We start from the raw sequence: 24,375 nt of genomic DNA, 5'->3' as shown, positions 1-24,375 counted from the left end.
GCAATAAATAAAACAAAACAGTATATTAAACAATGCAAATTATTATGAAAAAGTTAGTATTAAGTATCACATTAGCAATTACTTCGGTAGCAGTTTTTGCACAAAAAGAGAAATTTGAAGCTATCATGACTGAACAAGCGGCCGCCATTCAGGCCAATTATGAAGGTTCATATATGCCCATGGCCAACAAAATGGAGCGAATAGCCGGTGCGGAGGCCAAAGAGTGGACACCACAATATTGGTCGGCATATTGCCTTATCAACGAAACTTTTAAGCTGAAAGAAGCTGGCGAAAAAGATTTACTTTTGGAAAAGGCAGCGGTTTTTATAGAAAAAGCCGAAATGTTATCACCAAACAATGATGAAATTGAAGTTTTAAAAGCCCAATACGCCATGGCTAAACTTTCGGTAGATCCGATGAGTAGATGGCAGAAATACGGTGCAGATTTCCAGACTGCCCTCAAAAGAGCAGAAGAAATCAATCCAGAAAATCCGAGAGTGCCTTATGTGATGGGAACCAATGTTTTTTACACCCCCGAAGGATTTGGTGGAGGTCAGGCAAAAGCAAAACCATATTTTGAGAAAGCTTTAGCCAAATTCAGCACTTTCAAATCGGCAACTGTTTATGCTCCAAATTGGGGAAAAGAAGCTTCGAATTATTTTCTTTCGCAGATAAAGTAATTCTCTATACTTTATTTAATATAAAAGCCGAATTCTTTATGGATTCGGCTTTTTTTATAAAATATTGAAATAGTTTGTATTTAATATTTAGTTAACCTCAACTCACCCCAGCACCATTCCAAACCTCCTTGTGGGGCTGTAAAAGTGCCAAAGATCCATCTTTGTCTTCGGCCATCAAAATCATACCCTGCGACTCTATGCCCATCATCATTCTTGGGGCTAGGTTGGCTATGAAAGTTACTTGGCGGCCTACCATTTCTTCGGGAGAGAAATGTTCGGCAATACCACTCAAAATTGTGCGTTTTTCTAGGCCGTCATCAATCAAGAATTTCAATAATTTCTTGCTTTTTTTCACTGCTTCGGCTTCTAGTATGGTTCCAATTCTGATGTCCAATTTTGCAAAATCATCAAATTGAATGTTCTCTTTCAGCGGGGCTACGGTCTTTCCTTCCAGTTCGTTCATTCGTTTGGCGTCGAGTAGTTTTTGTACTTGTTTGTCTATGGTTTCGTCCTCTATTTTCTCAAAAAGCAATGCTCCAGAACCTATTTCTAGTCCAACAGGTACCAAATCTGCATTTCCAGCATCTATCCATTCGTGTTTAGGGCCATTTAGGTTCCAGCCTGAAAGTTTCAATTGGTCATATAATTTTTGAGAAGTAAACGGCAAAAACGGTTCAGCTACAATTGCTAATGTGGCTGTAATTTGCATCGCTATGTTCATAATGGTTTTTACACGCTCAGGATCTTCTTTTATGGCTTTCCAAGGTTCGGTTTCGGCCAAATATTTATTTCCTAATCGGGCAATTTCCATCATACTGGCCAATGCATCCCGAAATTTGTAATTTTTCATGGCATCAGATACATCACACGGCAGTTGTTTCAAGGCTTCAAGGGCTTGTTTGTCAACTTCTTGAAGTTCACCTCTTGCAGGCACTTTTCCATCATAAAACTTCTGTGTTAGCACCACGGTTCGGTTTACAAAATTGCCGAATATGCCTACCAACTCTGAGTTGTTTTTGGTCTGGAAATCCTTCCAAGTAAAGTCGTTGTCTTTACTTTCAGGTGCGTTTGCCGCCAAAGCATATCGTAACACGTCTTGTTTGCCTGGAAATTCTTCCAAATATTCATGCAACCAAACTGCCCAGTTTCTTGAAGTCGAAATCTTATCGTTTTCGAGATTCATAAACTCATTGGCAGGCACATTATCTGCCAAAATAAAGCTTCCTTCGGCCATCAACATGGCCGGGAATATGATACAGTGAAACACGATATTGTCTTTTCCGATGAAGTGAACAAGCTTCGTGTCTTCTGATTTCCAATAATCTTCCCAGTTTTTTCCTGTGGCAGCTGCCCATTCTTTGGTCATCGAAATATAGCCTATTGGAGCATCAAACCACACATATAGTACTTTGCCTTCCGCATCTTCCAACGGCACTTTTACCCCCCAGTCCAAGTCGCGGGTCATTGCACGTGGCTGCAAACCTTGTTTCAACCACGACTGACATTGGCCAAACACATTGGGCTTCCATTCGGGGTGGCTATTCACATATTTTTCTATTTCGGGCTGCATTCTGTCTAAAGGCAAATACCAGTTTTTGGTGGCTTTCATAACAGGTTTAGCACCCGATATTGTCGATTTGGGATTAATCAACTCGGTAGGAGAAAGTGACGAACCGCATTTTTCACATTGGTCGCCATAGGCCCCTTCGTTGTGACAAACTGGACACTCACCCACAATGTAACGGTCGGCCAAAAATTGCTGTGCCGTTTCGTCAAAATATTGCTCTGTTATCACTTCGTCAAAATACCCTTTGTTGTTCAGTGTCGTAAAAAACTCCTTTGAAGTTTCGTGGTGAACGGGATTTGAAGTACGAGAATAGATGTCAAACGAAATCCCGAATTGCTCAAATGAATCTTTGATTATTCCGTAATATTTGTCAACCACACCCTGCGGTGTCGTCCCTTCTTTTTTTGCTTTTATAGTAATCGGCACCCCATGTTCATCTGTGCCACTGATAAAGGCTACATCTTTGCCTTTCAGTCTCAAATAACGCACATAAATATCAGCAGGCAGGTAGCAGCCAGCCAAGTGTCCAATGTGTATTGGGCCATTGGCATAAATCAAAGCAGCAGTAACAGTATATCTTTTCGGATTGTTGTTCATCGTATCTCGGAGAAAATTGAGGTGCAAATTTAGCATAATTTTCTGAGAAATGTTTCACCAAACTGACCAAGCTGTAAAGCAATCGCTAGAATTACAAAAATCAAATGCTTAAAATATTAGCAATTTAAAGCAAAATTTTTTAGCATAAAAAAATACCTATACATTTGATTTATAAAAGAAGGCGTAAGTCGTTCAATTTCAAGCTTTTCAAATATTATAAACAAAAAATATCATGGCCAGAATCATTGTTCCGAAGCATTTAGTAAACTCAAATCTTGAGATTATCTCTTTATTAAGAAATCATTTTCCGGATTTATCCTATGAAAGATCATGTTCGTATAGTCATAATTTTTGCGGAACGCACAAGGATGATGATCAAACTTTGACGCCTGTTTTTAGACGCATTGGGGGAACATTAAGCATTAAGGGATTCGCTAGTTATTGAGCTAATTCTATGTTAGTCAGATACTTTAATATTTAGGATAATTATAAAAAAAATATCATAATCATGGCCAGAATAATTGTACCGAAGCACGTTGTGAAGTCAAATGGTGAAATACCAGCACTATTAAAGACCCAGTTTCCTGATTTGTTACCGATGAAAATTAAATCATATAGTCATTATTATTTCGGTACTATAACGCGGGGTAATCAAACCCTAATGCCTATTTTTCAGAGAGAAAATGGTACTTTAAGTATCAAAGGCTTTGTATGAAAGCAACGTTTTTATTTTAAATAAGTGTAATCATTCCAGTCTCTTTTATGGATTTTTTTCAATATGTATTTCTGAAGAATTGATAATCTATATTTTTTTAAGATTGAAAAAATCTATTTAATCTTATTTATTCGGTTTTTATTTTCTTCCTCATTGCTATAAATTTCATTCAACTTTAAGTCATTTAATTAAAGTTATCACATCCATCTTAATAATAAATAACACTATTTAGGTCAACTTTTTAGTGAATTGCATTGTCCACCACCGTACTTTTTTTGTCCATTTTCGGACGAAATAACCATACTATTATTTTTTAAGTATCAGAATATGAGGTACTTGTATTTTTGGCACAAAATTCGAATCTTTATGGCTTAAATAAGCATTTAGAAGAATGATTGAGCTTCAGGGCATAGGAAAATATTTCAAACAAGGTTTTGGGAAGGTTTATATTTTAAAAAACATAAGTTTGAAAATAGAACAAGGAGAATTTGTGTCTATTATGGGACCATCGGGTTCTGGAAAATCTACTTTATTACACATTCTTGGGCTATTGGAGGAAGCTTCAGAAGGTACATATAAGCTTTTGGATGAAAACGTCACTTCACTTTCAGAAAAAAAGAAGACCGAAATACATAGAAATACAATTGGATTTGTTTTTCAAGCTTATCATTTGATAGACGAACTAACGGTTTATGAAAACATAGAAACGCCTCTTTTGTATCAAAATGTTTCTTCTGCAGAACGGAAAAGTAGGGTAGCGGACATATTGGATAGATTCCAAATTGTGGCAAAAAAAGACTTGTTCCCGAGCCAGCTTTCGGGTGGACAACAACAATTGGTAGGTATAGCACGGGCCTTGGTGACTTCGCCAAAAATCATTTTTGCGGACGAACCAACAGGAAACTTACACTCTGACCAAGCAGATTATATCATGCAGGTTTTCAAAGAATTGAATCAAAAAGATGGGGTTACTGTGGTCCAAGTTACGCACTCTAAAACCAATGCGGAATATGGTAATAGAGTAGTGAATTTGAAAGACGGATGGTTGGTGTAAAAACGGCACTTCAGACCTGCAGTCGCAATTTTATTCAAATTATCATTTGAATTTCATTGTGCTCAGTGACCGCCTACCTGCGGTCGCAATTTTGTTCAAATTATCATTTGAATTTCATTGTGCTCAGTGACCGTTTCCATCAATCTCAATCTACGAAACAAAGGATAATTTCTAACCACTCAAAATTTAAAACATTGGATGCTTGATAATTAGTATTCTAATAGACAAAAACGATGATGAAAAAGCTATTTATAATTTTAAGTCTTGTGTTTACAAGCAATGTTTTTGGGCAGACATACACTTTGAAAAAGTGTGTGGATTTGGCTTTAAAAAACAATCCAACTTTTCAAAGAGCCTACTTAAATGCTGAGCTATCCAATGCCAATACGGCCGATGCCAAGGCTAGAAATCTACCACAAATTCAAGCGTTTTTTGCCCAAGGAATGAACTTCGGACGTTCTATAGATAGGTTTTCGAACGATTATATCAACCAACTCTATAATTCTACATATGGAAATATTCAGTTGGGTATTCCCATTTACAAAGGTTTTCAAACAAGAAATTTAATAGAGAGTGCCAAGCTACTTCAAGAGGCCGAAACCCAGAACGTTGAAGCAGATAAAAATCAATTATCAGTAAATTTACTCAAAGCATATTTGGATGTTTTAGCTGCAAAGGAATTGTCAGTTGCTGCAAAAAAGCAGTTGGAAAACTCTGAAATTCAGCTTGCCAGGCAACAAAAAATGATGGCCGCAGGTACTTCTGGAAAGCTAGAAGCTCTGCAATTCAGCAATCAAGCCGCATCTGATAAAGGTGGTTTGATTGACGCCCAGTACAATCTTCAAATTGCGAGACTCACGCTTTTTCAATTGATGAATATTAAGCCAAATGACGCTATTGAATTTGAATCTATAATTCCTTATGAAATTGGACAGGAATCAATAATTGAAATAGCCGTAAATCCTGTAGAGTTTTTGCCAGAGTATAAAAGTTTTGATTTACAAGGTCAAAGTTTTGATAGAAGAATAAAAGCTAATCAGGCAGAAAATTTGCCTGAATTAAGCTTGAGTGGCAATTACAGCACTTTTTATGCGTCTTCAAATCCCGAGCGGTCTTTTTTCCAACAAGTCAATGATACCAGAAACGGTTCATTTTCTTTGAATTTGGCCATTCCTATATTTTCGAAATTTCAAACTTCTCCCAAAACTCAGCAGCTAAAGATTCAGAAAAAAATGCTTGATAACACACGTAAAGTGAGAGAAAATACGCTCCAGCAAGATTTGGAATCTGTAAAACTGATGTTGAACGCTTTTGGAGAAAGGTATAAAAATGCCAGTCAGCAAGTTGAAATCAGTAGAGAAAATCTAAATCTTGTTGAACTTAGAATTGAAGCAGGGACCATAAATCCAATTGAGTTTTCATTAGCTCAGGCCAATCTCGAAAGGGCAATTTCCAATCAAATTCAGGCCAAATTCAGGTGGGTTTTGCAGAAAAAATTGCTAGCATATTATCAAACTGGTGAATTTGACTTTCTTTAAAAACAAAAATTTGGAGATTTTCAGATAAAGCTTTCTTAGATTTACATAAATTTCATTTTTAGATGCACGAAAAAAGCATATTGATAATTGACGACGATGTGGATATTCTAAACGCGGCTAAACTGCTGCTGAAGCGTCATTTTCAAAAAGTGGAAATTGAGAAAAATCCGGACAAAATACCCTATCTACTTAATAACTTTACGTTTGACATCATTCTGCTCGACATGAATTTTAGCAGAGATGTAAACACAGGAAATGAAGGATTCTTTTGGTTGGATTTCATTTTAGATAAGAAGAAAGATCAAAAAGTAATTCTCTTTACAGCTTTTGGCGGAATAGAAATGGCAGTAAGAGCCATAAAAAATGGAGCTTCTGATTTTATTCTGAAACCTTGGATAAATGATAAACTGCTAGAAACCCTAAGTGGTGTTTTTTCAAAAAAAGATACCCTTGAAATTAAAGAAAATCAGACTACACAAAGTATCATTGGAGAATCTGATGAAATGAAAAAAGTGGCTGACCTCATCAAGCAAGTGGCTGCCACCGATGCCAATATATTGATTTTGGGAGAAAACGGAACTGGCAAAGACCTTGTAGCCAGAGAAATTCATCAATTTTCAAAACGAAAAGAAAAGAAGTTTGTCCATGCCGACCTAGGTTCAGTGAGTGAAAATCTTTTCGAAAGTGAACTTTTTGGCCATGTAAAAGGTGCATTTACAGATGCCCGCGAAGAAAGAATTGGGAGATTTCAAGAAGCCGACAAAGGCACTATTTTCTTGGATGAAATAGGTAATGTCCCAATGGTTTTGCAAAACAAATTGCTATTTGTACTTCAAAACAGAAACATCGTAAAAGTAGGGTCAAATGCACAAATTCCATTCGACGCACGTTTGATTTGTGCTACCAACGAAGCTATTTACGAGCGAGTGGAAGAAAAAACATTCCGCCAAGATTTGCTTTTTAGAATCAATACGATTGAGATAAATTTACCGCCACTCAGAGAGAGAGGTCAAGATATTTTGCTTTTGGCCGAGCATTTTTTGAGTATTTACACAAAAAAATACAATCGGAAAATCAAAGGAATAAGCGTGCCACTGCAAAAGAAATTGATGGCCTATCATTGGCCAGGAAATGTGCGAGAATTGCAACACGTAATAGAAAGGGCTGTCATAGTAACGCAAAATACCACCCTCAGCGAAGACGACTTTGTGGTAAGAAAAACAAACAATAACAATAATCCTTTGGTAGAAACCTATTATTTGGAAGACCTTGAAAAACAGTTAATTATAAAAACACTCAAAAAACACAATGGCAATATCACGGATGCGTCCAAAGAAATGGGCATAAGTCGCCAAGCACTTTATAGGAGAATTGAAAAGTTTAATTTATGAAAAATTTTAGCCTAGGTATTCTGCTTCGTAGTCTTATAATTCTAGGCTTATCATTGGGTTTTTCATGGTCATTTTTTCAAAAAAACGTTCCAGTTGCCATAATTTTTGGTTTGTTGCAAATAATTAGTGTTGCCAATCTCTATAAATACGTAACCTCACTTAACCGAAAAATGAAGCGATTATTTGAGTCGATTCAGTACCAAGATTTTGCGATTACTTTCAAAGCCGACAACAAGCTTGGTGAGAGTTTTAGAGACCTCAACAACGACCTCAATGCTGTAATTAATAGTTTCAATCAAGTTAGGGCTGAGCGAGAAGCGACTTTACACTTTATCAATGCCATCATTCAGCAAATCAACGTAGGCATACTTTCTTATGATACCGAAGGCAAAATTGAAATCAATAACCAAGCGGCCAATAAACTCTTGAAAGTCTACCGGCTCAAGCACATTTCAGACATTGAAAAGCAGAATCCATTTATTTTTGAATGTATTGCTTCACTAAAATCAGGTGAACCAAAATTGCTGAGTTTGCCTGAAAATGATCTTTCTTTTTCTGTTACAGAAATTCAAATGCGTGGTAGAAAAATTAGATTAGTGGCTATTCATAATATTCGTTCAGAGTTGCAAATTAAAGAGTTAGAAGCTTGGCAGAACCTTACTAAAGTACTTCGTCATGAAATTATGAACTCTGTAACGCCCATAGTTTCATTGGCCGAAACGATGAAAGATATAGTAGAAAACGAGATCAAAGCCAATAACCCAAAAGAACAGGAATCTATTGATGACTTGAAAGATGCCTTACAAACTGTTCAAAGGCGAGGAAGCGGAATCATGAAATTTGTAAATGCTTACCGCGAGTTTACGTCTATTCCGACTCCAAATAAATATTATGCCACAGCGAGCCAATTATTAAAAACATTGGAAGGTATTTTTGCTCAAAAAGCTCTCGAAAGTAAGCTTAAAATTAGTTATGAAGTGGAAAGTGATTTTGAGACTTTTATCGACATTGAGCAAATTGAACAGGTTCTAATCAATATCGTCAAAAATGCTTTTGAAGTAGAAAACGAATCAGAAAATAAAATAATCTCCATTACAGCCCACACCGAAAATGGCACTAAAACTATTGAAATCGCTGACAATGGAATTGGAATTGACAAAACTTTACAAGAGAAAATTTTCATTCCGTTTTACACAACCAAAAAGACGGGATCAGGCATAGGACTTAGTCTATCTCGCCAAATTATGCAGCTCAACGACGGCAACATTAATTTTTACGAAAACCAACCTAGTGGTGCCGTATTTGTGTTGCAGTTTGCATAAAACGCAAACGGACAATTAACGTCCGAAAATGGACAAATAAATCTGGTATTTACTTTATAAAATACATATTATCAGTGCTTTGTATTTTTGGCACGAAATAGGAATATTAATAAGAGTATTGAACTAATAAATAATAATGGACGTAATAAAACCGAAAAAATTCTGGACTAAACAGAAAATTGCTCTTACTGGATTGGGTGTGGCTTTGGTCGCATTTATCATATATCTGACGTTCTTTTCTGATAAAAGATCGAAACTAAATGTGGATGCAGATAAGATAACCATCAGTGATGTAAAGGAAGGAAATTTTGATGAATTCATAATCGTTCAGGGAGCAGTGCAACCACTAAAAACCATTAGGTTAGACGCTATCGTTGGTGGATATGTTACACAAAAATTGGTAGAAGGTGGTACCAAAGTGGGAAGAGGCGATATTATTTTGAGACTTGAAAATCAACAACTGAAACTGAACTTTCTACAGTCAGAAACCGAGGCTAACAGGTTGGTAAACGATCTTCAAAACACTCGCCAGAGATTGAGAGTAGAGAAATTTACCTTACGAAAGACCCTTGCCGAATTGGATTTTCAGATTGATCAAGCCAAAGATGCTTTTGAAAGAAACAAGAAATTGATTAAAGACAATGTAATTTCTGAGGCTGAATTTCAAAAATCTAAAAGAGAATATGAGAGACAAGTAAACCAAAGAAATATTGAGGTAGAATCTCAGAAATACCAAGAAGAAAATTCGAATCTCCAAATAAAACAGCTCGAAGGAACATTACAAAGGACGCAAAAAAACGTGGATTTATGGCGTGAAACGCTTGAGAATTTGGTAGTTAAAGCCCCAGTTTCGGGCTTACTTTCTTCTATTGATGTAGAAGTTGGTTCTAACATCAGTCAGGGGCAAAATATCGGGCAGATTGATGATTTGGATGGCTTTAAAATGCGTTCTGATATCGACGAGCATTACATTTCTAGGATTTTTCCTGGGCTTAGGGGGTCTTTTGAATTCAACGGAAAGTCGCACGAAATAGAAATCATAAAGGTATATCCCGAAGTGAAAAACGGTCGTTTTGCTGTTGATATGACTTTCACTGGAAACTCGCCAGACGGAATCAGACGTGGACAATCCTCTCCGGTGAGATTAGAGCTTGGCAAAGCTGAAAAAGCAGTGTTAATACCTGTTGGCGGATTTTTCTCTGACACCGGTGGCAACTGGATTTATGTAGTAGATGCCTCTGGCAAAAAAGCAGTCAAAAGAAACATTTCCCTTGGTCGCAAAAATCCTGAATACTTCGAAGTTTTAAGTGGCTTAAAATCTGGAGAAAAAGTGATAACTAGTGGCTATGAGAATTTTGGAGATAAGGAAGTATTGGTGTTTTAGAAGAGCTAATAGCTTTTAGCGAATAGCCATTAGCTTCAAGTTTTGGGTTATTTACTTAGTTTTTGGATAAATGAATTTAACATTTTCAAGACCTCAGTTACTGAAGACTCTAAATTATTAAAGGTTTCAATAGAAAAATAACCTAGTTCAAAAGAAAGAAACAATTGATAAGACAGTTCTGAAGCTTAGCCATGTGCAATGGTTAAAAACCTTGCTAATTATGGGTCTGTATTGCGACCACTTCCTTCAGCAATATTTGAAGGGATAGAAACAGCGGAACTACGAATTTGGCTGGTTAGTCCATAAAGTTCATTTGAAGGGAAACTAACCGTGGGTTTATAAACCTTTAAAGTTAGTTGATGGGATTTTTCCCAAACGGATAGATTTTAAAATTTTTCATAAAGAATAGATTTATATTATAATAGCAAATATAGCAAGCTTCGAGAAAAAAGCTAAAAGCTATACGCTACAAACTAAAAACTAACAATATGCTTAAAACAACCAACCTAAAGAAGGTATTTAGTACCGAAGAAATTGAAACGACAGCCTTAAATGGCATTGATTTAGAAATCAAAGATGGCGAATTTGTGGCCATTATGGGGCCGTCGGGCTGTGGTAAATCTACCTTGTTAAACATCATCGGTTTACTCGACAATCCGTCCGAAGGAAGCTATGATTTTCATGGAAATGAAGTGGCCAAAATGACCGAAAGGGAGCGTGCAAACTTAAGAAAAGGCAACATTGGCTTTGTATTTCAGAGCTTCAATCTTATCGATGAGTTGACCGTTTTCGAAAACGTGGAGTTGCCGCTTTTGTATTTGAAAACACCTACTGACGAACGTAAAATTTTGGTAGAAAACGCCCTGACCCGAATGAACATGATGCACCGCCGCAATCACTTTCCGCAGCAATTGTCTGGTGGACAGCAGCAACGTGTGGCCATCGCAAGAGCAGTTGTAGCAAAACCTAAGTTGATTTTGGCCGATGAGCCTACTGGTAATTTGGACTCGACAAATGGCGAGGAAGTGATGAAACTTTTAATGGAACTCAATGCTGAAGGCACTACAATAGCCATGGTAACGCACTCACCTTACGATGCCAGTTTTGCACACCGTAAAGTGAATCTTTTTGACGGTAAAATCGTGACGGAGAATTTCCACGTGTAAAGCTAAAGCTATTAGTGATAAGCTCTTCGCTTTGGAATTTAAATAGATAGAATGAACCAAGATAAGCCAAGAAACATTACTTAAAAGCTAAAAGCTAAAAGCTAAAAGCTAAAAGCTAAAAGCTAAAAGCTAAAAGCTAAAAGCTAAAAGCAAAAAAATAAATTATGAAAAAGCTATTAACACTTACATTTCTACTTGTTTTTGGACAAGTTTACTGCCAAGATTTTATCAAAAAATCTGACGGAACCTACGAACAAGGTGAGGCCATTAGTCTTGAAAATAACATTCTGAAATTCATTTCAAAATCTTCAGATACCTTGGTTTTTAATGTGGAAGACTTGGCTATTATGCACATATCGAAAGAAGGATTTGTGATGAAAAATCTCCAATTAAAAAACGCTCAATTTAAGTGCAACCAATATGGCACTACCATTATATTTCCAGAGAATAGGTTGAAAGAAATCGCAAAAAAAGAAAAGAGTTTAAAGCAAAATTCTAAATCATAAAACATTGATATATAGGATATAAATGCATTTTGTGTTCTAGAAATAGTTACTTTTTTGAATAAACAAAACAAGACAAATGCTTAAAAATTATTTCAAAATCGCCTTGAGAAACCTCCAAAAAAACAAGGTTTATTCTTTCATCAATATTGGTGGGCTAGCTGTTGGTATGGCAGTGGCTATGCTTATTGGACTTTGGGTTTATGACGAAGTAAGTTATAATCGTAACTACCAAAACTATGACCGAATTGCACAAGTTCATAATCATATAATTGAGCCATTAGAAAAAAAAGCAGATTACGCAACTACTTTGCCACAACCATTGGCGAAGGTTCTTCGTGAAAAATATGGACATCTCTTCAAGCATGTAATCTTATTACAATGGGCCGGTGATTATTCAATGAGAATTGGTGAAAATAACTATGTAAAAAAAGGTCAATTTTTTGATAATGGAGTAATTGATATGTTTTCTTTAAAAATGCTAAAAGGCAGCAAAGAAAGCCTAAATGACCCGCAAGCAATCGTTATCTCAGCATCGACCTCAAAATCTCTTTTTGCAGAAAAAGAACCTATTGGCCAAATTATCAAACTAAATAATAAGATAAACTGCAAAATTACAGGTGTATATGAAGACATTGCCAAAAATTCTTTTTTGGGAGATGTTCAATTCATAGGCAATTTTGAGAATACAAAGGCAAATTTTCCAGAAGTAAAAGCAAACGAAACCAACTGGCACAACAGCTCACAAAGGCTTTTTGTACAGATCGCCGACAACGTAAGTGTGGAACAAGCTAATGCTGCAATAAAGAATTTTTATTTTAAAGATGCCCCCGATGATTACAAAAAACTAGCAAAAGAATATCAGGCAATTCTTTACTTAAATCCAATGAAAAACTGGTATCTATACTCTGATTTCAAAGATGGATACCCATCTGAAGGACGAATAACCTTTGTATGGCTTTTTGCTATTGTTGGCTTATTTGTATTATTACTGGCATGTATAAATTTTATGAATTTAAGCACTGCTCGTAGCGAAAAAAGAGCCAAAGAAGTAGGAATACGAAAAGCTATTGGTTCAGTAAAATCTCAATTAGTAAATCAATTTTTGAGCGAGTCATTTTTGGTCGTTTTTTTTGCTTTTATTATCACGCTTATTTTGGTTTCTATTTCTATTTTTCCATTCAACGAGCTAACTGATAAGAATATCAAAATGCCATTTTATAATCTTTATTTTTGGTTGCTTTGCTTGACTTTTATAGCTTCAACAGCTTTGTTATCTGGTTTTTATCCTGCATTTTACCTGTCTTCATTTGAGCCAATAAAAGTGCTGAAAGGTACAATCAGACAGGACAAATATGCTTCGCTGCCACGTAAAGTATTGGTTGTGGTACAATTTACGGTTTCGATCATACTAATTATTGGAACTGTCATCGTGTATGAACAAATCCAATATGCACAAAATCGCCCAATTGGCTACAATAAAGAGAGTTTGATAAGAATTCCGATGGATGACCCCAATTTCAATAATAACAAATTGATAATGAAAGAAGAGATTCTCAGAAATGGGTTGGCAGATAATGTGGCTTTTTCGAGTAGCCCCGTAACCTCAATCTGGGATAACTGGGGAGGATTTACATGGAAAGGAAAAAAAGCAGAGTCGGAATCGTCATTTTCGGTCACTTATATAAATGAAGATTATGGCAAGACTATTCAATGGAAAATTAAGCAAGGAAGAGATTATTCTAATGAGTTTAGTACCGATTCTTCTGCCGTAATCATCAATGAATCAGCCGCAAAATATATCGGATTAAAAAATCCAATTGGCGAATTTATCACTAATGATGATACTCAACAACGCCGCCAAATCATAGGAGTTGTTGAAGACGTAATAGCAGACTCACCTTATGAGCCTGTAAAAATGGGATTTTATTGGTACGTAAAAAATCCAAATGATGTTGGTCAAATGTTGGTGAAAATCAACCCAAATTTATCGGCAAATAAAGCATTGGCAAAAATAGAATTGATTCAAAAAAAATTGGTTCCATCTGCACCGTTTCAGTACAAATTTACAAGTGACGAATACGGACAAAAATTCAAATCCGAACAATTATTAGGTAAACTGGCAACCCTTTTTACGTTTTTGGCCATTTTTATTTCATGTTTGGGGCTTTTTGGCTTGGCAAGTTTCGTTGCCGAGCAACGGACTAAAGAAATAGGCATTCGTAAAGTACTTGGTGCAAGCGTAGCAAGTTTATGGCGAATGTTATCAAAAGATTTTGTGGTATTGGTGATAATCTCTTGCCTTATCGCTGCACCAATTGCTTACTATTTTATGAGTAATTGGCTGCAAAAATACAATTACCGAACAGAAATCTCTTGGTGGATTTTTGCTTTTGCAGGCATTGGGGCAATGTTTATTACTTTACTCACAGTAAGCTACCAAGCCATAATAGCAGCATTGGTAAATCCTGTGAAGAGTTTGAAATCGGAGTGAATGAACTGACAAGGATGAATTACGAATTATTCGTGCAAACTTGATTTAAAAATAACAAAATTATGATAAAGAACTATTTCAAAATCGCCCTTCGAAGTCTCCTTAAAAATAGAGGCTATAATATCATAAACATAGCAGGACTAGGCTTAGGAATCGCCGCTGCTATTTTGATATTTAGCTATTTAAGTTTCGAATATAGTTATGACAATTTTCATAAAGAGCCTGAGAAGATATTCAGGGTTTTAAGAAAAAGCACACTCAAGAATGGTGAGGTTGAATATACAACTGGCTCACCATTGGCTTTTCAAAAAACACTAATCTCCGAGCATCCTGAACTTGGTCAATATGTACCTATTCATGGTATGGTAGAACCAGTCGTTACAGTAATGAATAATGGCTCAGGTGTAAATGGAGACAAATACAATGAAGATAATCAAGGACTTGTGACTGACCCCTCGTTTTTTGAGGTCTTCAATTTTCCATGGTTAATTGGCAACCCAAAATCACTCGCAGAGCCCAATGTAGTTGCACTATCTGAAACCATGGCAAAAAAATACTTTGGTGATGTTCAAAAAGCCGTTGGTCAAAACATCAAGGTAAATGGCACAGAACTGATACAAGTAGTGGGTGTTATTAAAGATGCACCACTGAACACAGATTTTAATACTTCAATGGTATTTTCATATGAAAGCAAACGAAAAAATCCTGAAAAATGGGGCTTTGGAAAATTTGACGATTGGGGCTCAACAAGTAGCAACGACCACCTGTTTCTTAAACTAGCGGATAATCAATCCGAATCAAAAACAAATGCCGTTCTTGGAAAATTTGCAAAAGAAAAATACAAAAATGATGGAGCCAATGATGTGAAGGAGCATTTTTTGGGCAGTCTAGATCAAGTTTACTTTGACCAACGATTGAGCAATTTCAAAGACAAAGTAGTTTCATCCAAAAAACTCAAAGGTATTGGACTAATAGGTGTTTTGATTGTCCTTATGGCTTGTTTTAACTTTATAAATATTGCTACAGCTATTATCGGAAAACGAATAAAGGAAGTGGGTGTAAGAAAAACGCTAGGTTCGTATAGGTCGCAGCTTGCTGGACAATTTTTGTCTGAAACTTTCATAGTGAGCTTACTAGCAGTCATATTAGGCTTGCTGATAAGTCTATTGGGCAAGCCATGGCTAAGTGCCTTATTCGACCTTCCAGAGGGATACAGTATTTTCTCGAACAAATTGTTACTCCCTTTTTTAGGCCTTATATTATTATTAGTCACTTTATTTTCAGGCCTGTATCCTGCTATAATAATGTCCAATTTTTCTCCGTTGGAAGCTTTTAGAAGCACAAAAAAAGCCAATTGGAGGCAAGGACTTTCACTCAGAAAAGCACTGATTGTTTTCCAATTTGCTATAGCTATTTTCTTGGTCTTTTCTACACTCATAAATGTATCGCAACTCAAAATGTTGGATAGCAAAGACATGGGTTATGTAAAAGAAGGCGTTCTGATTTTTTCGGTTGACCCTGAATTAAGAAGTAGAAACACCGCTCTCAGAAGTAGAATAGAAGCTATACCAGGAGTTAGTTCAATGAGTTTCAACAGTGACCCACCTTCTTCCGGCAACAATTGGCAATCCAACTTTGCCTTCGACCATCGAGCCGAAGACGAGAAGTTTAACATAAGTGCGAAAATTGCAGACGCTCAATATTTTAAAACTTTTGGGCTTAAAATGCTGGCTGGAAAGTCATATGAAAACACCGACAGTATTCCAAAATATGTAGTGAACGAAACTATGCTCAAAAAACTCGGCAACATCAAGCCAGAAGATGCCATTGGCAAGCAGATAAGAATGGGAGGTCAAGGATGGAATACCATTGTAGGTGTAGTTAAAGATTTTCAGACAGCCAGTGCCAAAGAAGAAAACAGCCCAATAATCATTTTTCCTGTTCAAAAGTATTTTTGGAACAATTCTGTGAAAATAACTTCAGGTAATTTGCAAGCGACAGTAGCTCAAATCAAAGCTGCTCACGATGCTATTTTTCCAGAATACCCTTTCAACGGTAAGTTTTACGAAGAAAATATAGCCAATTATTACAAAGCTGAAACACAACAAGGCTTAATCTACAAAACAGCATCTGGAATTGCCATTTTCATTGCTTGTTTGGGGTTGTTGGGCATGGCAGCCTTTTATGCTGAGCAACGCAAAAAAGAAATAGGAATTAGAAAAGTGATGGGGGCTGGTATAGGCAATATTTTGCAGTTGATGTCGAAAGACTTTCTTATTTTGGTGCTTATCGCTACGTTACTGAGCTTACCCTTGGCCTATTATTTTTCAATACAATGGCTTCAAGGCTTTGTACACAGGATTGATATTACTTGGGAATATTTCGTTATTTCTGGCCTATTCGCGACTTTAATTACCATATTTTCGGTCAGCTACCAAGCCATAAAAGCAGCATTGATGAATCCTGTTAAGAGTTTGAAATCTGAATAGATATTGATTTTTTACAAGGAAAATGTCATAAAACAAAATATTCCAGTAACCAATTCTCCAATAACCAATAACTAAATTATGATAAAGAATTCTTTCAAAATCGCTTGGAGAAGCCTAAAAAAGCAGCCGTTTTTTACTTTCATAAATATCTTTGGACTTTCTGTAGGTATGGCCGGAGCTTTGCTCATTTCGTTGTATATCTTTGATGAGCTTAGTTTCAATCGCTCCTTTAAAGACGCTAACCGAATTCACCGTGCCAACGTAGATATAAAATTTGGAGGTCAGGCTCAAGAATTTGGAGTTTTGGTAGCACCATTTGCTGAAACTGTTAAGCGTGATTTCAAAGTAGTGGAAGATGCTACACGTTTCCGCTCATTTGGTAGCGTTTTGGTTAGACGGACCCAGACCAACGAAAACCAGAAAGAAGTTAATAGCACTTACGCCGATCCCAATTTTCTTGATTTTTTTGGATTAAATCTTTTAGAAGGTAATTCAAAAACAGCTCTTAAGGAACCCAATACGGTGGTAATTTCTGAAAGCACTGCAAAAAAACATTTTGGAAAAAGCTCTCCGATTGGGCAAAGTATTTTGATCGACAACAATGAAACATTCCGAATTACTGGGGTAATTGCCGATTTGCCTAAAAATTCTTTTTTGAAGGAATATTCAATTTTCTTGTCAATGGAAGGATATGCTGAATCTAAAGAAGCGAACTGGGGAAGTAATAATTTCAGCACATTTCTGAAATTAATACCCAATGCCAATGCCACAGATTTGCAAAAGCCTTTGCAGATATTGTTTGAAAAATACATGATTCCGTATGCACAATCGTTTATGCCTGGTGTAACACGCCAAAGTTTCGAAAGTAGCGGAAATTATATCAGATACAGCACAATTCCCCTTTTGGATTTGCACCTAGCAGGTAATAGAGTAGCTGAAATGAACCCAAACGGCAACAAACAAACAATATATATATTATCATTTATAGCCTTGTTTTTGTTGGTTCTGGCAGTAGTTAATTTTATGAACCTATCCACAGCTCAATCGCTTAAAAGGGCCAAAGAAGTGGGTATTCGTAAAACCTTGGGTTCAAATAAATCAGCCTTGGTTCGTCAGTTCTTGACAGAGTCTAGTTTGCTCACTTTTATCTCTTTATTTTTTTCATTATTGTTAGCTTTTATGCTTATCCCCTTTTTCAATCAACTTTCAGGCAAAACTATTTCCTTGCCCTTCTTTAATCCCATATTTTGGCTGGTATTGTTGGGGGCAACCTTGTTTCTTGGCTTTGTTTCGGGTAGTTATCCATCTTTTTTCCTTTCAAGGTTTGTTCCTGTAGAGGTATTAAAAGGAAATAATAAATCTAAGGTTGGTGGAGGCAAAATTAGAAATACTCTGGTAATTTTTCAATTTGCCATTTCGGTGTTTTTAATCATCAGCACGTTGGTGGTATTTCAGCAGCTCAAGTTTATTCAAAACAAAGATCTTGGGTATAAAAAAGACCAGATTCTGATTATTGATGATGTTTATGCAGCTGGAAATAAACTGGAAAGTTTTAAAAGGGAAGTATCAGAACTACCCAAAGTGGAGTCAACATCTTTAAGTAGTTATTTGCCTACGCCCTCCAATCGATCAGATAACTCATTTGAATTTGTAGGCTCGGAGCCTAAAAAGACCATTCAGATGCAAAACTGGCGGGTAGACCATGATTACAGTGAAACTTTGGATATGAAAATAATTGCGGGGCGAGATTTCGATAAAAGCTTTGCGACCGATTCTACCGCTATTATTTTAAACGAAACTGCGGTGGGTATTCTAGGTTTAAAACCAGATGAAGTAATCGGGGAAAAAATCACAACTGTGGTAGATAATGGTATAAAACCAGTGTATACAATAATTGGGGTTGTAAAGAACTTTCATTACTCGTCATTCAAAGACGAAATTGGGGCTTTGAGTCTACGTATAGGTTCTAATTCGAATCGATTGATAGTGAAGTTGAATTCGGGCGATTTCAAACAAAGTCTTTCGCAGATCGAAAAAAAGTGGTCAGAAGTAGCTCCTGGACAGCCATTTAACCATTATTTCATGGATGATTCTTTTAACAATACATTCGAAGTAGAGCAAAAGCTCGGCAGAATCTTCATGACTTTTACAGTACTCTCCCTATTAATTGCTTGTCTTGGTCTATTTGGATTGGCCGCTTTCAATGCACAAATGAGAACCAAAGAAATAGGAATTAGAAAAGTGATGGGAGCCAGCGTTCGCCAGATAACTTACCGACTTACAAAGGATTTTTTAAAATTGGTAGGTATAGCCATCATTATTGCTTTGCCTGTGGGTTGGTTTGTGATGAATAAATGGCTCGAAGATTTTTCATTCAGAATTGATATACCATTGTGGATTTATGCTCTATCTACATTTTCAGCCATTCTTATTTCGATATTGACCGTTAGTTATCAAAGTATAAAGGCTGCATTGGTAAATCCTATAAAAAGTTTGAAAACAGAGTAATGGTGGCTGGAAATTAAATAACTGGCATAGGGTTTCAATACCGAACAATTTCCCAGTAACTATTTTCCCGATAACTATTTTCCCAATCAATAAATAAAAAAATTATGATAAGTAACTATTTCAAAATCGCTTGGCGAAGCATCCAAAAAAACAAAATGATGTTTTCTATAAATGTCTTTGGATTGGCAATGGGCATCGCTACCTGTTTGGTTATTTCACTTTTTGTGATGGATGAACTTTCTTATGATAGGTTCAACGAAAACGCCAAACATATAGTTAGGGTAAATTTGAGTGCTAAAATGGGCGATGAACTCATAGATGAGTCGAGTGTTATGGCTCCTGTGGCTCAGACTTTTAAGAATGAATTACCAGAAATTAAGGCCACAACGAGATTGTTAAAAACTGCAGACATCGCAAAGATTATTTACAAAAATCAAACCTTCAGAAGTGGAAAATCCGCTATGGTGGATTCAACTTTTTTTGATGTTTTCTCAATAAATTTCGTTAAAGGAAACGCCAAAAATGCTTTGAATAAACCCAGAACAGTTGTTTTGACGCAAAAGCAAGCCCAAGCTTATTTTGGAAATGACGACCCTATCAACAAAACCATTGAAATCAAAGACCAAGGTGTTTATTCTCAGGCTGGCTATGTGAATCTGAGCGGTTTTTATTCAGTTACTGGTATTATCGAAGAAATTCCGTCCAATGCCCATTTTCATTTTGATATTTTGACTTCAATGGCAGGTAATCCCGACGGGCTAAGTCCGAGTTGGTTAAATGGCAATTATCATACTTACCTTTTGCTTTCTGAAAAAGCTGATATGGCCCAATTAGAATCCAAAATGAAGCTAATTCCCGAAAAATACATGAGTTCGCAGATAAAATCTGGAATGGGAATGACTTTTAAGGAGTTTTTGGACAAAGGCAACAAAGTGGGCTTCAGACTTTTACCGCTTACAGATATTCATCTTTATTCTGATTATAAATTTGAACTCGAACAACCTGGCGACATCAAAACGGTGTATATTTTCTCTGCAATAGCTCTTTTTATGCTGTTTATAGCTTGTATAAATTTTATGAATTTGTCAACTGCAAGTGCCTCAAAAAGAGTAAAAGAAATAGGCATGCGAAAGGTTTTGGGTTCTGAAAAAAGCCAATTAATCTTTCAGTTTTTGACAGAAGCTTTTATCTCAACCTTAGTGGCTATGGTTTTAGCTGTTCTAATATTCTTCTTGGCAATTCCATTTTTCAACCAAATATCAGGCAAAATTTATTCCATCCAAGACCTCCTGAATCCTCACATTTTGGGTGTCATTTTGCTACTTACATTTACAATAAGCATAATAGCGGGTGCTTATCCTGCCTTTTTTATGTCGGGTTTTAAACCTTTGCAGGCATTAAAAAATAGATTTTCTACAGGAAATACCAAAGGTATTCGCAGCGGTTTGGTTGTCTTTCAGTTTGCTATTTCAGCCACGCTAATTATTGGCACTCTGGTGGTTGGCCAACAGATGCAATACATTAAAAACAAGGACATTGGGTACGATAGAAAACAATTGATAGTTATCCGTCAAGCTGGGCTTTTGGGCAAAAGTTTTGAGGCTTTTCGCGATGAATTAAAGAAAGACAGTAGAGTTAAAAATATTTCAACATCGGCATTTTTACCTGCGGGTCCTTCTGATAATTTCACAACGGTGGTCTCACCTTTGAACGATCCCTTGCAAAGGATCCGTGCTAAAAACTTCAATATCGATGAAGAATACATACCTACACTAAGCATGAAATTGTTGGCGGGTAGAAATTTCTCCAAACAAACAGGAACGGAAAAAAATAACATCATAATAAACGAATCGGCCATCAAAGCATTCGGTTTAAAGGCCAATCCAATTGGGCAGACTGTTTTGGAATCAGTTGGTGCAGACAAACCGAATGAAATTCTGACCATAGTTGGACTCGTAAAGGATTTTCATGCGAGGTCTTTGCACGAAAAAATTGACCCTTTGATTATGCGTTATAATCCATATTACGGATTGATAATTAAGGTAAGTTCTGAAAATTCTGCTGATTTGATAAGTACTATGAAAAGCAAATGGACTTCTTACGGCACAGGTGAGCCTTTCAACTATGCATATTTAGATCAGCTGTATAACGAAACATACCAAAAAGAAGCCAACATGAATTCCATTCTTAGAATCTTCGCTATCCTGACCATTTTTGTGGCCTGTTTGGGCTTATTTGGTCTGGTGACTTTTACCACGGAGCAGAGGTTCAAAGAAATCGGAATCAGGAAAGTACTGGGATCATCTGTCCCTCAAATTGTTGGTTTACTTTCAAAAGATTTCTTAAAATTAATAGTAGTGTCATTCTTAATCGCTTTTCCATTAGGTTATTATGTAATGCAGGATTGGCTTCAAGACTTTGAATATCGTACTGAATTACAATGGTGGGTTTTTGTGGTTGCAGGTTTGGTAACTGTCTTAATTGCCTTCTTAACCATAAGTTACAGAAGTATTCAGGCGGCATTGATGAATCCGGTGAAGAGTTTGAAAACGGAGTAAATTATGTTAAGGTTATTGGAAAATTGGTTATTGGGGAGAAGTTTCCCAGTAACCAATTTTCCTTTTTTTTTCTCTTTCAAAAAGTTTCTTCAAAAATATTCTACTTTTATTGTAACCTTATTCAACAAGTGGAGTTTCCACGTTCAAATCACCCTAAAAACAAAAAACAAACCGATTGAACGCATTAACAGACAATAGCCTCATGCTTAAAGTGAAAGCTGGTGATTTAGACAAGATGGGCTTGTTGTTTGAGCGTTATCATAAGCCTTTGTTTGGTTTTTTATATCACACCACGGGTCAGGTGGCACAGAGTGAAGATTTAGTACAAACGGTATTTTATAGAATGTTGAAATACCGCCATACTTTTTCGGGGGAGGGTGAGTTCAGAACTTGGATGTTTCATTTGGCCAGAAATGTAGTCAATGATGCTGCCAAGAAAAACAACAGAGTGGTTTATGAAGCAGACATCACGCCAAGGAGCGAAAGGACAATTTCGACGCCAGCAGCAGATGTTCAGCTTGAAACAAAACAAGAATCTGAAGTTCTGCACCAAGCTTTGGCGAAATTGAGTCCTGATCACCGAGAAGTTTTGATTTTGAGTCGTTTTCAAGAATTGTCGTATCAAGAAATTGCCGAAATTCTTAAAACTTCAGAAGGAAACATCAAAGTAAAAGTGCACCGTGCTATGAAAGAATTGAAGGGTATATTTTTGAAAGAAACACATTAAAAATCAATAAAACAAAAAGGCTGGTTTCGGTTTAGAAACTCCCTATTATTTGATAAAAAGAAATGGACGAACAATTTGATGATATTGAAAAAACGCTTTGGGAACAAATGGGCAAACTGCGAGTTCCTGAGCCAAGCAAAGATGTGAAAATTCGTTTTCATGCAATGCTTGACACTTTCAAAGCGGAAGAGGAAGCCAAAAAAGAAGGTATTTTTCAAATCCTACTTGAACGTTTCAAAACGCTATTTGCATACAAACCTGCCTATAATTGGGCCTATGCCATGATACTCATTGTAATCAGTAGCGGTGCTGGATATTTTATTGGAAAACCTAACAGTGAAGTGGCAGCCAACAGCAATGAAGTAAAAAGGTTATCTTCAGAAGTGCAAGATATGAAGCAAATGATGATGCTCTCTATGCTCGAAAATCCAGTTGCCACTGAGCGACTAAAAGCAGTTAGTTACACACAAGAACTAAATAATGTTGACGACCAAGTAATAGATGCACTGCTGACAACACTCAATTTCGACCAAAACGAGAACGTACGCCTCGTAACACTCGAAGCCTTGATTCAATTAGCAGAGAACCCAAAAGTACGTGAGGGCTTGGTGCAATCGCTTCTTACCCAAGAATCACCTTTGATGCAAGTCGCATTGGCCGATGCGATGGTGAAACTACAAGAGAAGCGTTCTGTCAAACAATTTAAGGAGTTGCTCAGAAAAGAAAACCTCAATGATGCTGTAAAAGGCAAAATCGAAAAAACGATTCTGGTGCTGTCGTAAGAAGTTTCAAAATATAAAATCAAAACAAAAATTATGAAAAAGCTAATCATACCGATATTGTCGGTAATGGTAATCTCATGCACAAATTCGAGTGCACAAGACACCAAATTTAAAGAAAAAATAAACAAAGCGTTTACCGTTTCGCCCACGAGCGTTCTGGCAGTTTACAACATCGACGGCCACATAAAAGTGGAAGGTTATGAGGGAAATAAAGTGCTTATTGAAGTTGACAAAACAATCTCTGGCAAAACAAACGAGATTATGGAACAGGGAAAGAGAGAATTTAAGTTAGAGTTTGAGCAAAAAGGCGATAGTGTAATTGTTTACATTTTCGAACCCTGGGACTCTCGGCCCAATCGCAACAACGAAAAACGGAATAATGACCAAAGAAAAATTCAATTTCACCACAATCTCGATTTTACTATAAAAGTGCCCAAAACCCTAAATCTAGTTGTGTCGACTATAAATAATGGCGACATTGTGGTTAATGACGTAGAAGGATTTATGAAAGTGAATAATATCAATGGGAAAATCACCGTAAATAATGCAAAAAATGCCAACGAAATTCATACCATCAATGGCGATGTCAATATCAATTATGTAGCTTTGCCGCCTGATAATTCTAAATATTATACACTGAATGGTAAGTTAACGGTAATTTTCCCAAGTGATCTTTCGGCAGATTGCTCTTTCAAAAGTTTTAATGGCGAATTTTATACAGACTTTGAGAATGTAGAAAAACTGCCTTCGACAATCACAAAAACTACCAAAGAAAATGAGGGTGGAACTGTACATAAACTCAATAAAGGAAGTGCCATAAGAATTGGAAGTGGCGGCAAAAACCTAAAATTCGAGACTTTTAACGGAAATATTTATATTAAAAAATCGTAAGGCAATATT

Annotated in this window: 17 protein-coding genes and 1 pseudogene; 16 read left to right on the top strand and 2 right to left on the bottom strand. The window is 36.4% G+C overall.

The window, feature by feature from the left end:
• Positions 1 to 44 precede the first annotated feature (44 nt).
• On the top strand, positions 45 to 680 hold the full coding sequence (locus tag EGI24_RS20735; RefSeq protein ID WP_255050545.1) for a hypothetical protein: 636 nt from the start codon (positions 45 to 47) through the stop codon (positions 678 to 680).
• Positions 681 to 777: 97 nt separating this feature from the next.
• Here EGI24_RS20735 and metG read toward each other — a convergent pair whose 3' ends face one another.
• Positions 778 to 2,844, bottom strand: coding sequence for a methionine--tRNA ligase (metG, locus tag EGI24_RS20730; protein WP_255050600.1), 2,067 nt, complete (start codon positions 2,842 to 2,844; stop codon positions 778 to 780).
• 508 nt (positions 2,845 to 3,352) lie between these two features.
• Here metG and EGI24_RS20725 point away from each other — a divergent pair.
• The 6 genes from EGI24_RS20725 to EGI24_RS20700 all read left to right on the top strand — a co-directional run bounded on the left by EGI24_RS20725 (position 3,353) and on the right by EGI24_RS20700 (position 10,248).
• Positions 3,353 to 3,559: a hypothetical protein gene (locus EGI24_RS20725; RefSeq protein WP_255050544.1), complete on the top strand. Its 207-nt coding sequence runs from the start codon at positions 3,353 to 3,355 to the stop codon at positions 3,557 to 3,559.
• Between the two features lie 391 nt (positions 3,560 to 3,950).
• Positions 3,951 to 4,613, top strand: coding sequence for an ABC transporter ATP-binding protein (locus EGI24_RS20720; RefSeq protein ID WP_255050543.1), 663 nt, complete (start codon positions 3,951 to 3,953; stop codon positions 4,611 to 4,613).
• Between the two features lie 233 nt (positions 4,614 to 4,846).
• Entirely contained in the window at positions 4,847 to 6,151 is a 1,305-nt protein-coding gene (locus tag EGI24_RS20715) for a TolC family protein (RefSeq protein ID WP_255050541.1), read from the top strand.
• 62 nt (positions 6,152 to 6,213) lie between these two features.
• Positions 6,214 to 7,542, top strand: coding sequence for a sigma-54 dependent transcriptional regulator (locus EGI24_RS20710; RefSeq protein WP_255050540.1), 1,329 nt, complete (start codon positions 6,214 to 6,216; stop codon positions 7,540 to 7,542).
• The gene (locus tag EGI24_RS20705) at positions 7,539 to 8,864 is read left to right on the top strand and encodes a PAS domain-containing sensor histidine kinase (RefSeq protein ID WP_255050539.1); all 1,326 of its coding nucleotides are present in this window, start codon (positions 7,539 to 7,541) and stop codon (positions 8,862 to 8,864) included. The genes EGI24_RS20710 and EGI24_RS20705 overlap by 4 nt, the downstream gene beginning before the upstream one ends.
• 136 nt (positions 8,865 to 9,000) lie before the next feature.
• Positions 9,001 to 10,248 (top strand): efflux RND transporter periplasmic adaptor subunit, encoded by a 1,248-nt coding sequence (locus EGI24_RS20700; protein ID WP_255050538.1) that lies wholly within the window; start codon positions 9,001 to 9,003, stop codon positions 10,246 to 10,248.
• A 47-nt stretch (positions 10,249 to 10,295) separates the two neighbouring features.
• Here the strand turns inward: EGI24_RS20700 and EGI24_RS20695 are convergent.
• Positions 10,296 to 10,574, bottom strand: a pseudogene (locus EGI24_RS20695) (four helix bundle protein); the annotation flags it as partial.
• A gap of 162 nt (positions 10,575 to 10,736) precedes the next feature.
• On the opposite strand from EGI24_RS20695, the gene EGI24_RS20690 reads away from it, so the two are divergent.
• The 9 genes from EGI24_RS20690 to EGI24_RS20650 all read left to right on the top strand — a co-directional run bounded on the left by EGI24_RS20690 (position 10,737) and on the right by EGI24_RS20650 (position 24,366).
• Entirely contained in the window at positions 10,737 to 11,414 is a 678-nt protein-coding gene (locus EGI24_RS20690) for an ABC transporter ATP-binding protein (protein WP_255050537.1), read from the top strand.
• Between the two features lie 164 nt (positions 11,415 to 11,578).
• Positions 11,579 to 11,920, top strand: coding sequence for a hypothetical protein (locus tag EGI24_RS20685; protein WP_255050536.1), 342 nt, complete (start codon positions 11,579 to 11,581; stop codon positions 11,918 to 11,920).
• A 76-nt stretch (positions 11,921 to 11,996) separates the two neighbouring features.
• Positions 11,997 to 14,411 carry an ABC transporter permease gene (locus tag EGI24_RS20680; RefSeq protein WP_255050535.1) on the top strand — a complete coding sequence of 805 codons (2,415 nt, stop codon included), beginning with the start codon at positions 11,997 to 11,999 and terminating at the stop codon, positions 14,409 to 14,411.
• A gap of 62 nt (positions 14,412 to 14,473) precedes the next feature.
• Positions 14,474 to 16,900 carry an ABC transporter permease gene (locus EGI24_RS20675; protein ID WP_255050534.1) on the top strand — a complete coding sequence of 809 codons (2,427 nt, stop codon included), beginning with the start codon at positions 14,474 to 14,476 and terminating at the stop codon, positions 16,898 to 16,900.
• Positions 16,901 to 16,978: 78 nt separating this feature from the next.
• A complete protein-coding gene (locus EGI24_RS20670) occupies positions 16,979 to 19,408 on the top strand; it encodes an ABC transporter permease (RefSeq protein WP_255050533.1) in 2,430 nt (809 codons plus the stop codon).
• Positions 19,409 to 19,512: 104 nt separating this feature from the next.
• On the top strand, positions 19,513 to 21,966 hold the full coding sequence (locus tag EGI24_RS20665) for an ABC transporter permease (RefSeq protein WP_255050531.1): 2,454 nt from the start codon (positions 19,513 to 19,515) through the stop codon (positions 21,964 to 21,966).
• A gap of 202 nt (positions 21,967 to 22,168) precedes the next feature.
• Positions 22,169 to 22,693 carry an RNA polymerase sigma factor gene (locus tag EGI24_RS20660; protein WP_255050598.1) on the top strand — a complete coding sequence of 175 codons (525 nt, stop codon included), beginning with the start codon at positions 22,169 to 22,171 and terminating at the stop codon, positions 22,691 to 22,693.
• A 62-nt stretch (positions 22,694 to 22,755) separates the two neighbouring features.
• The gene (locus tag EGI24_RS20655; protein ID WP_255050530.1) at positions 22,756 to 23,475 is read left to right on the top strand and encodes a HEAT repeat domain-containing protein; all 720 of its coding nucleotides are present in this window, start codon (positions 22,756 to 22,758) and stop codon (positions 23,473 to 23,475) included.
• Between the two features lie 33 nt (positions 23,476 to 23,508).
• Positions 23,509 to 24,366 carry a hypothetical protein gene (locus tag EGI24_RS20650; protein ID WP_255050529.1) on the top strand — a complete coding sequence of 286 codons (858 nt, stop codon included), beginning with the start codon at positions 23,509 to 23,511 and terminating at the stop codon, positions 24,364 to 24,366.
• Positions 24,367 to 24,375 lie beyond the last annotated feature (9 nt).

It is taken from the genome of Lacihabitans sp. CS3-21 (assembly GCF_024343675.1).
GTDB lineage: Bacteria > Bacteroidota > Bacteroidia > Cytophagales > Spirosomataceae > Leadbetterella.
This window is presented reverse-complemented; position numbering and strand designations above follow the sequence as displayed.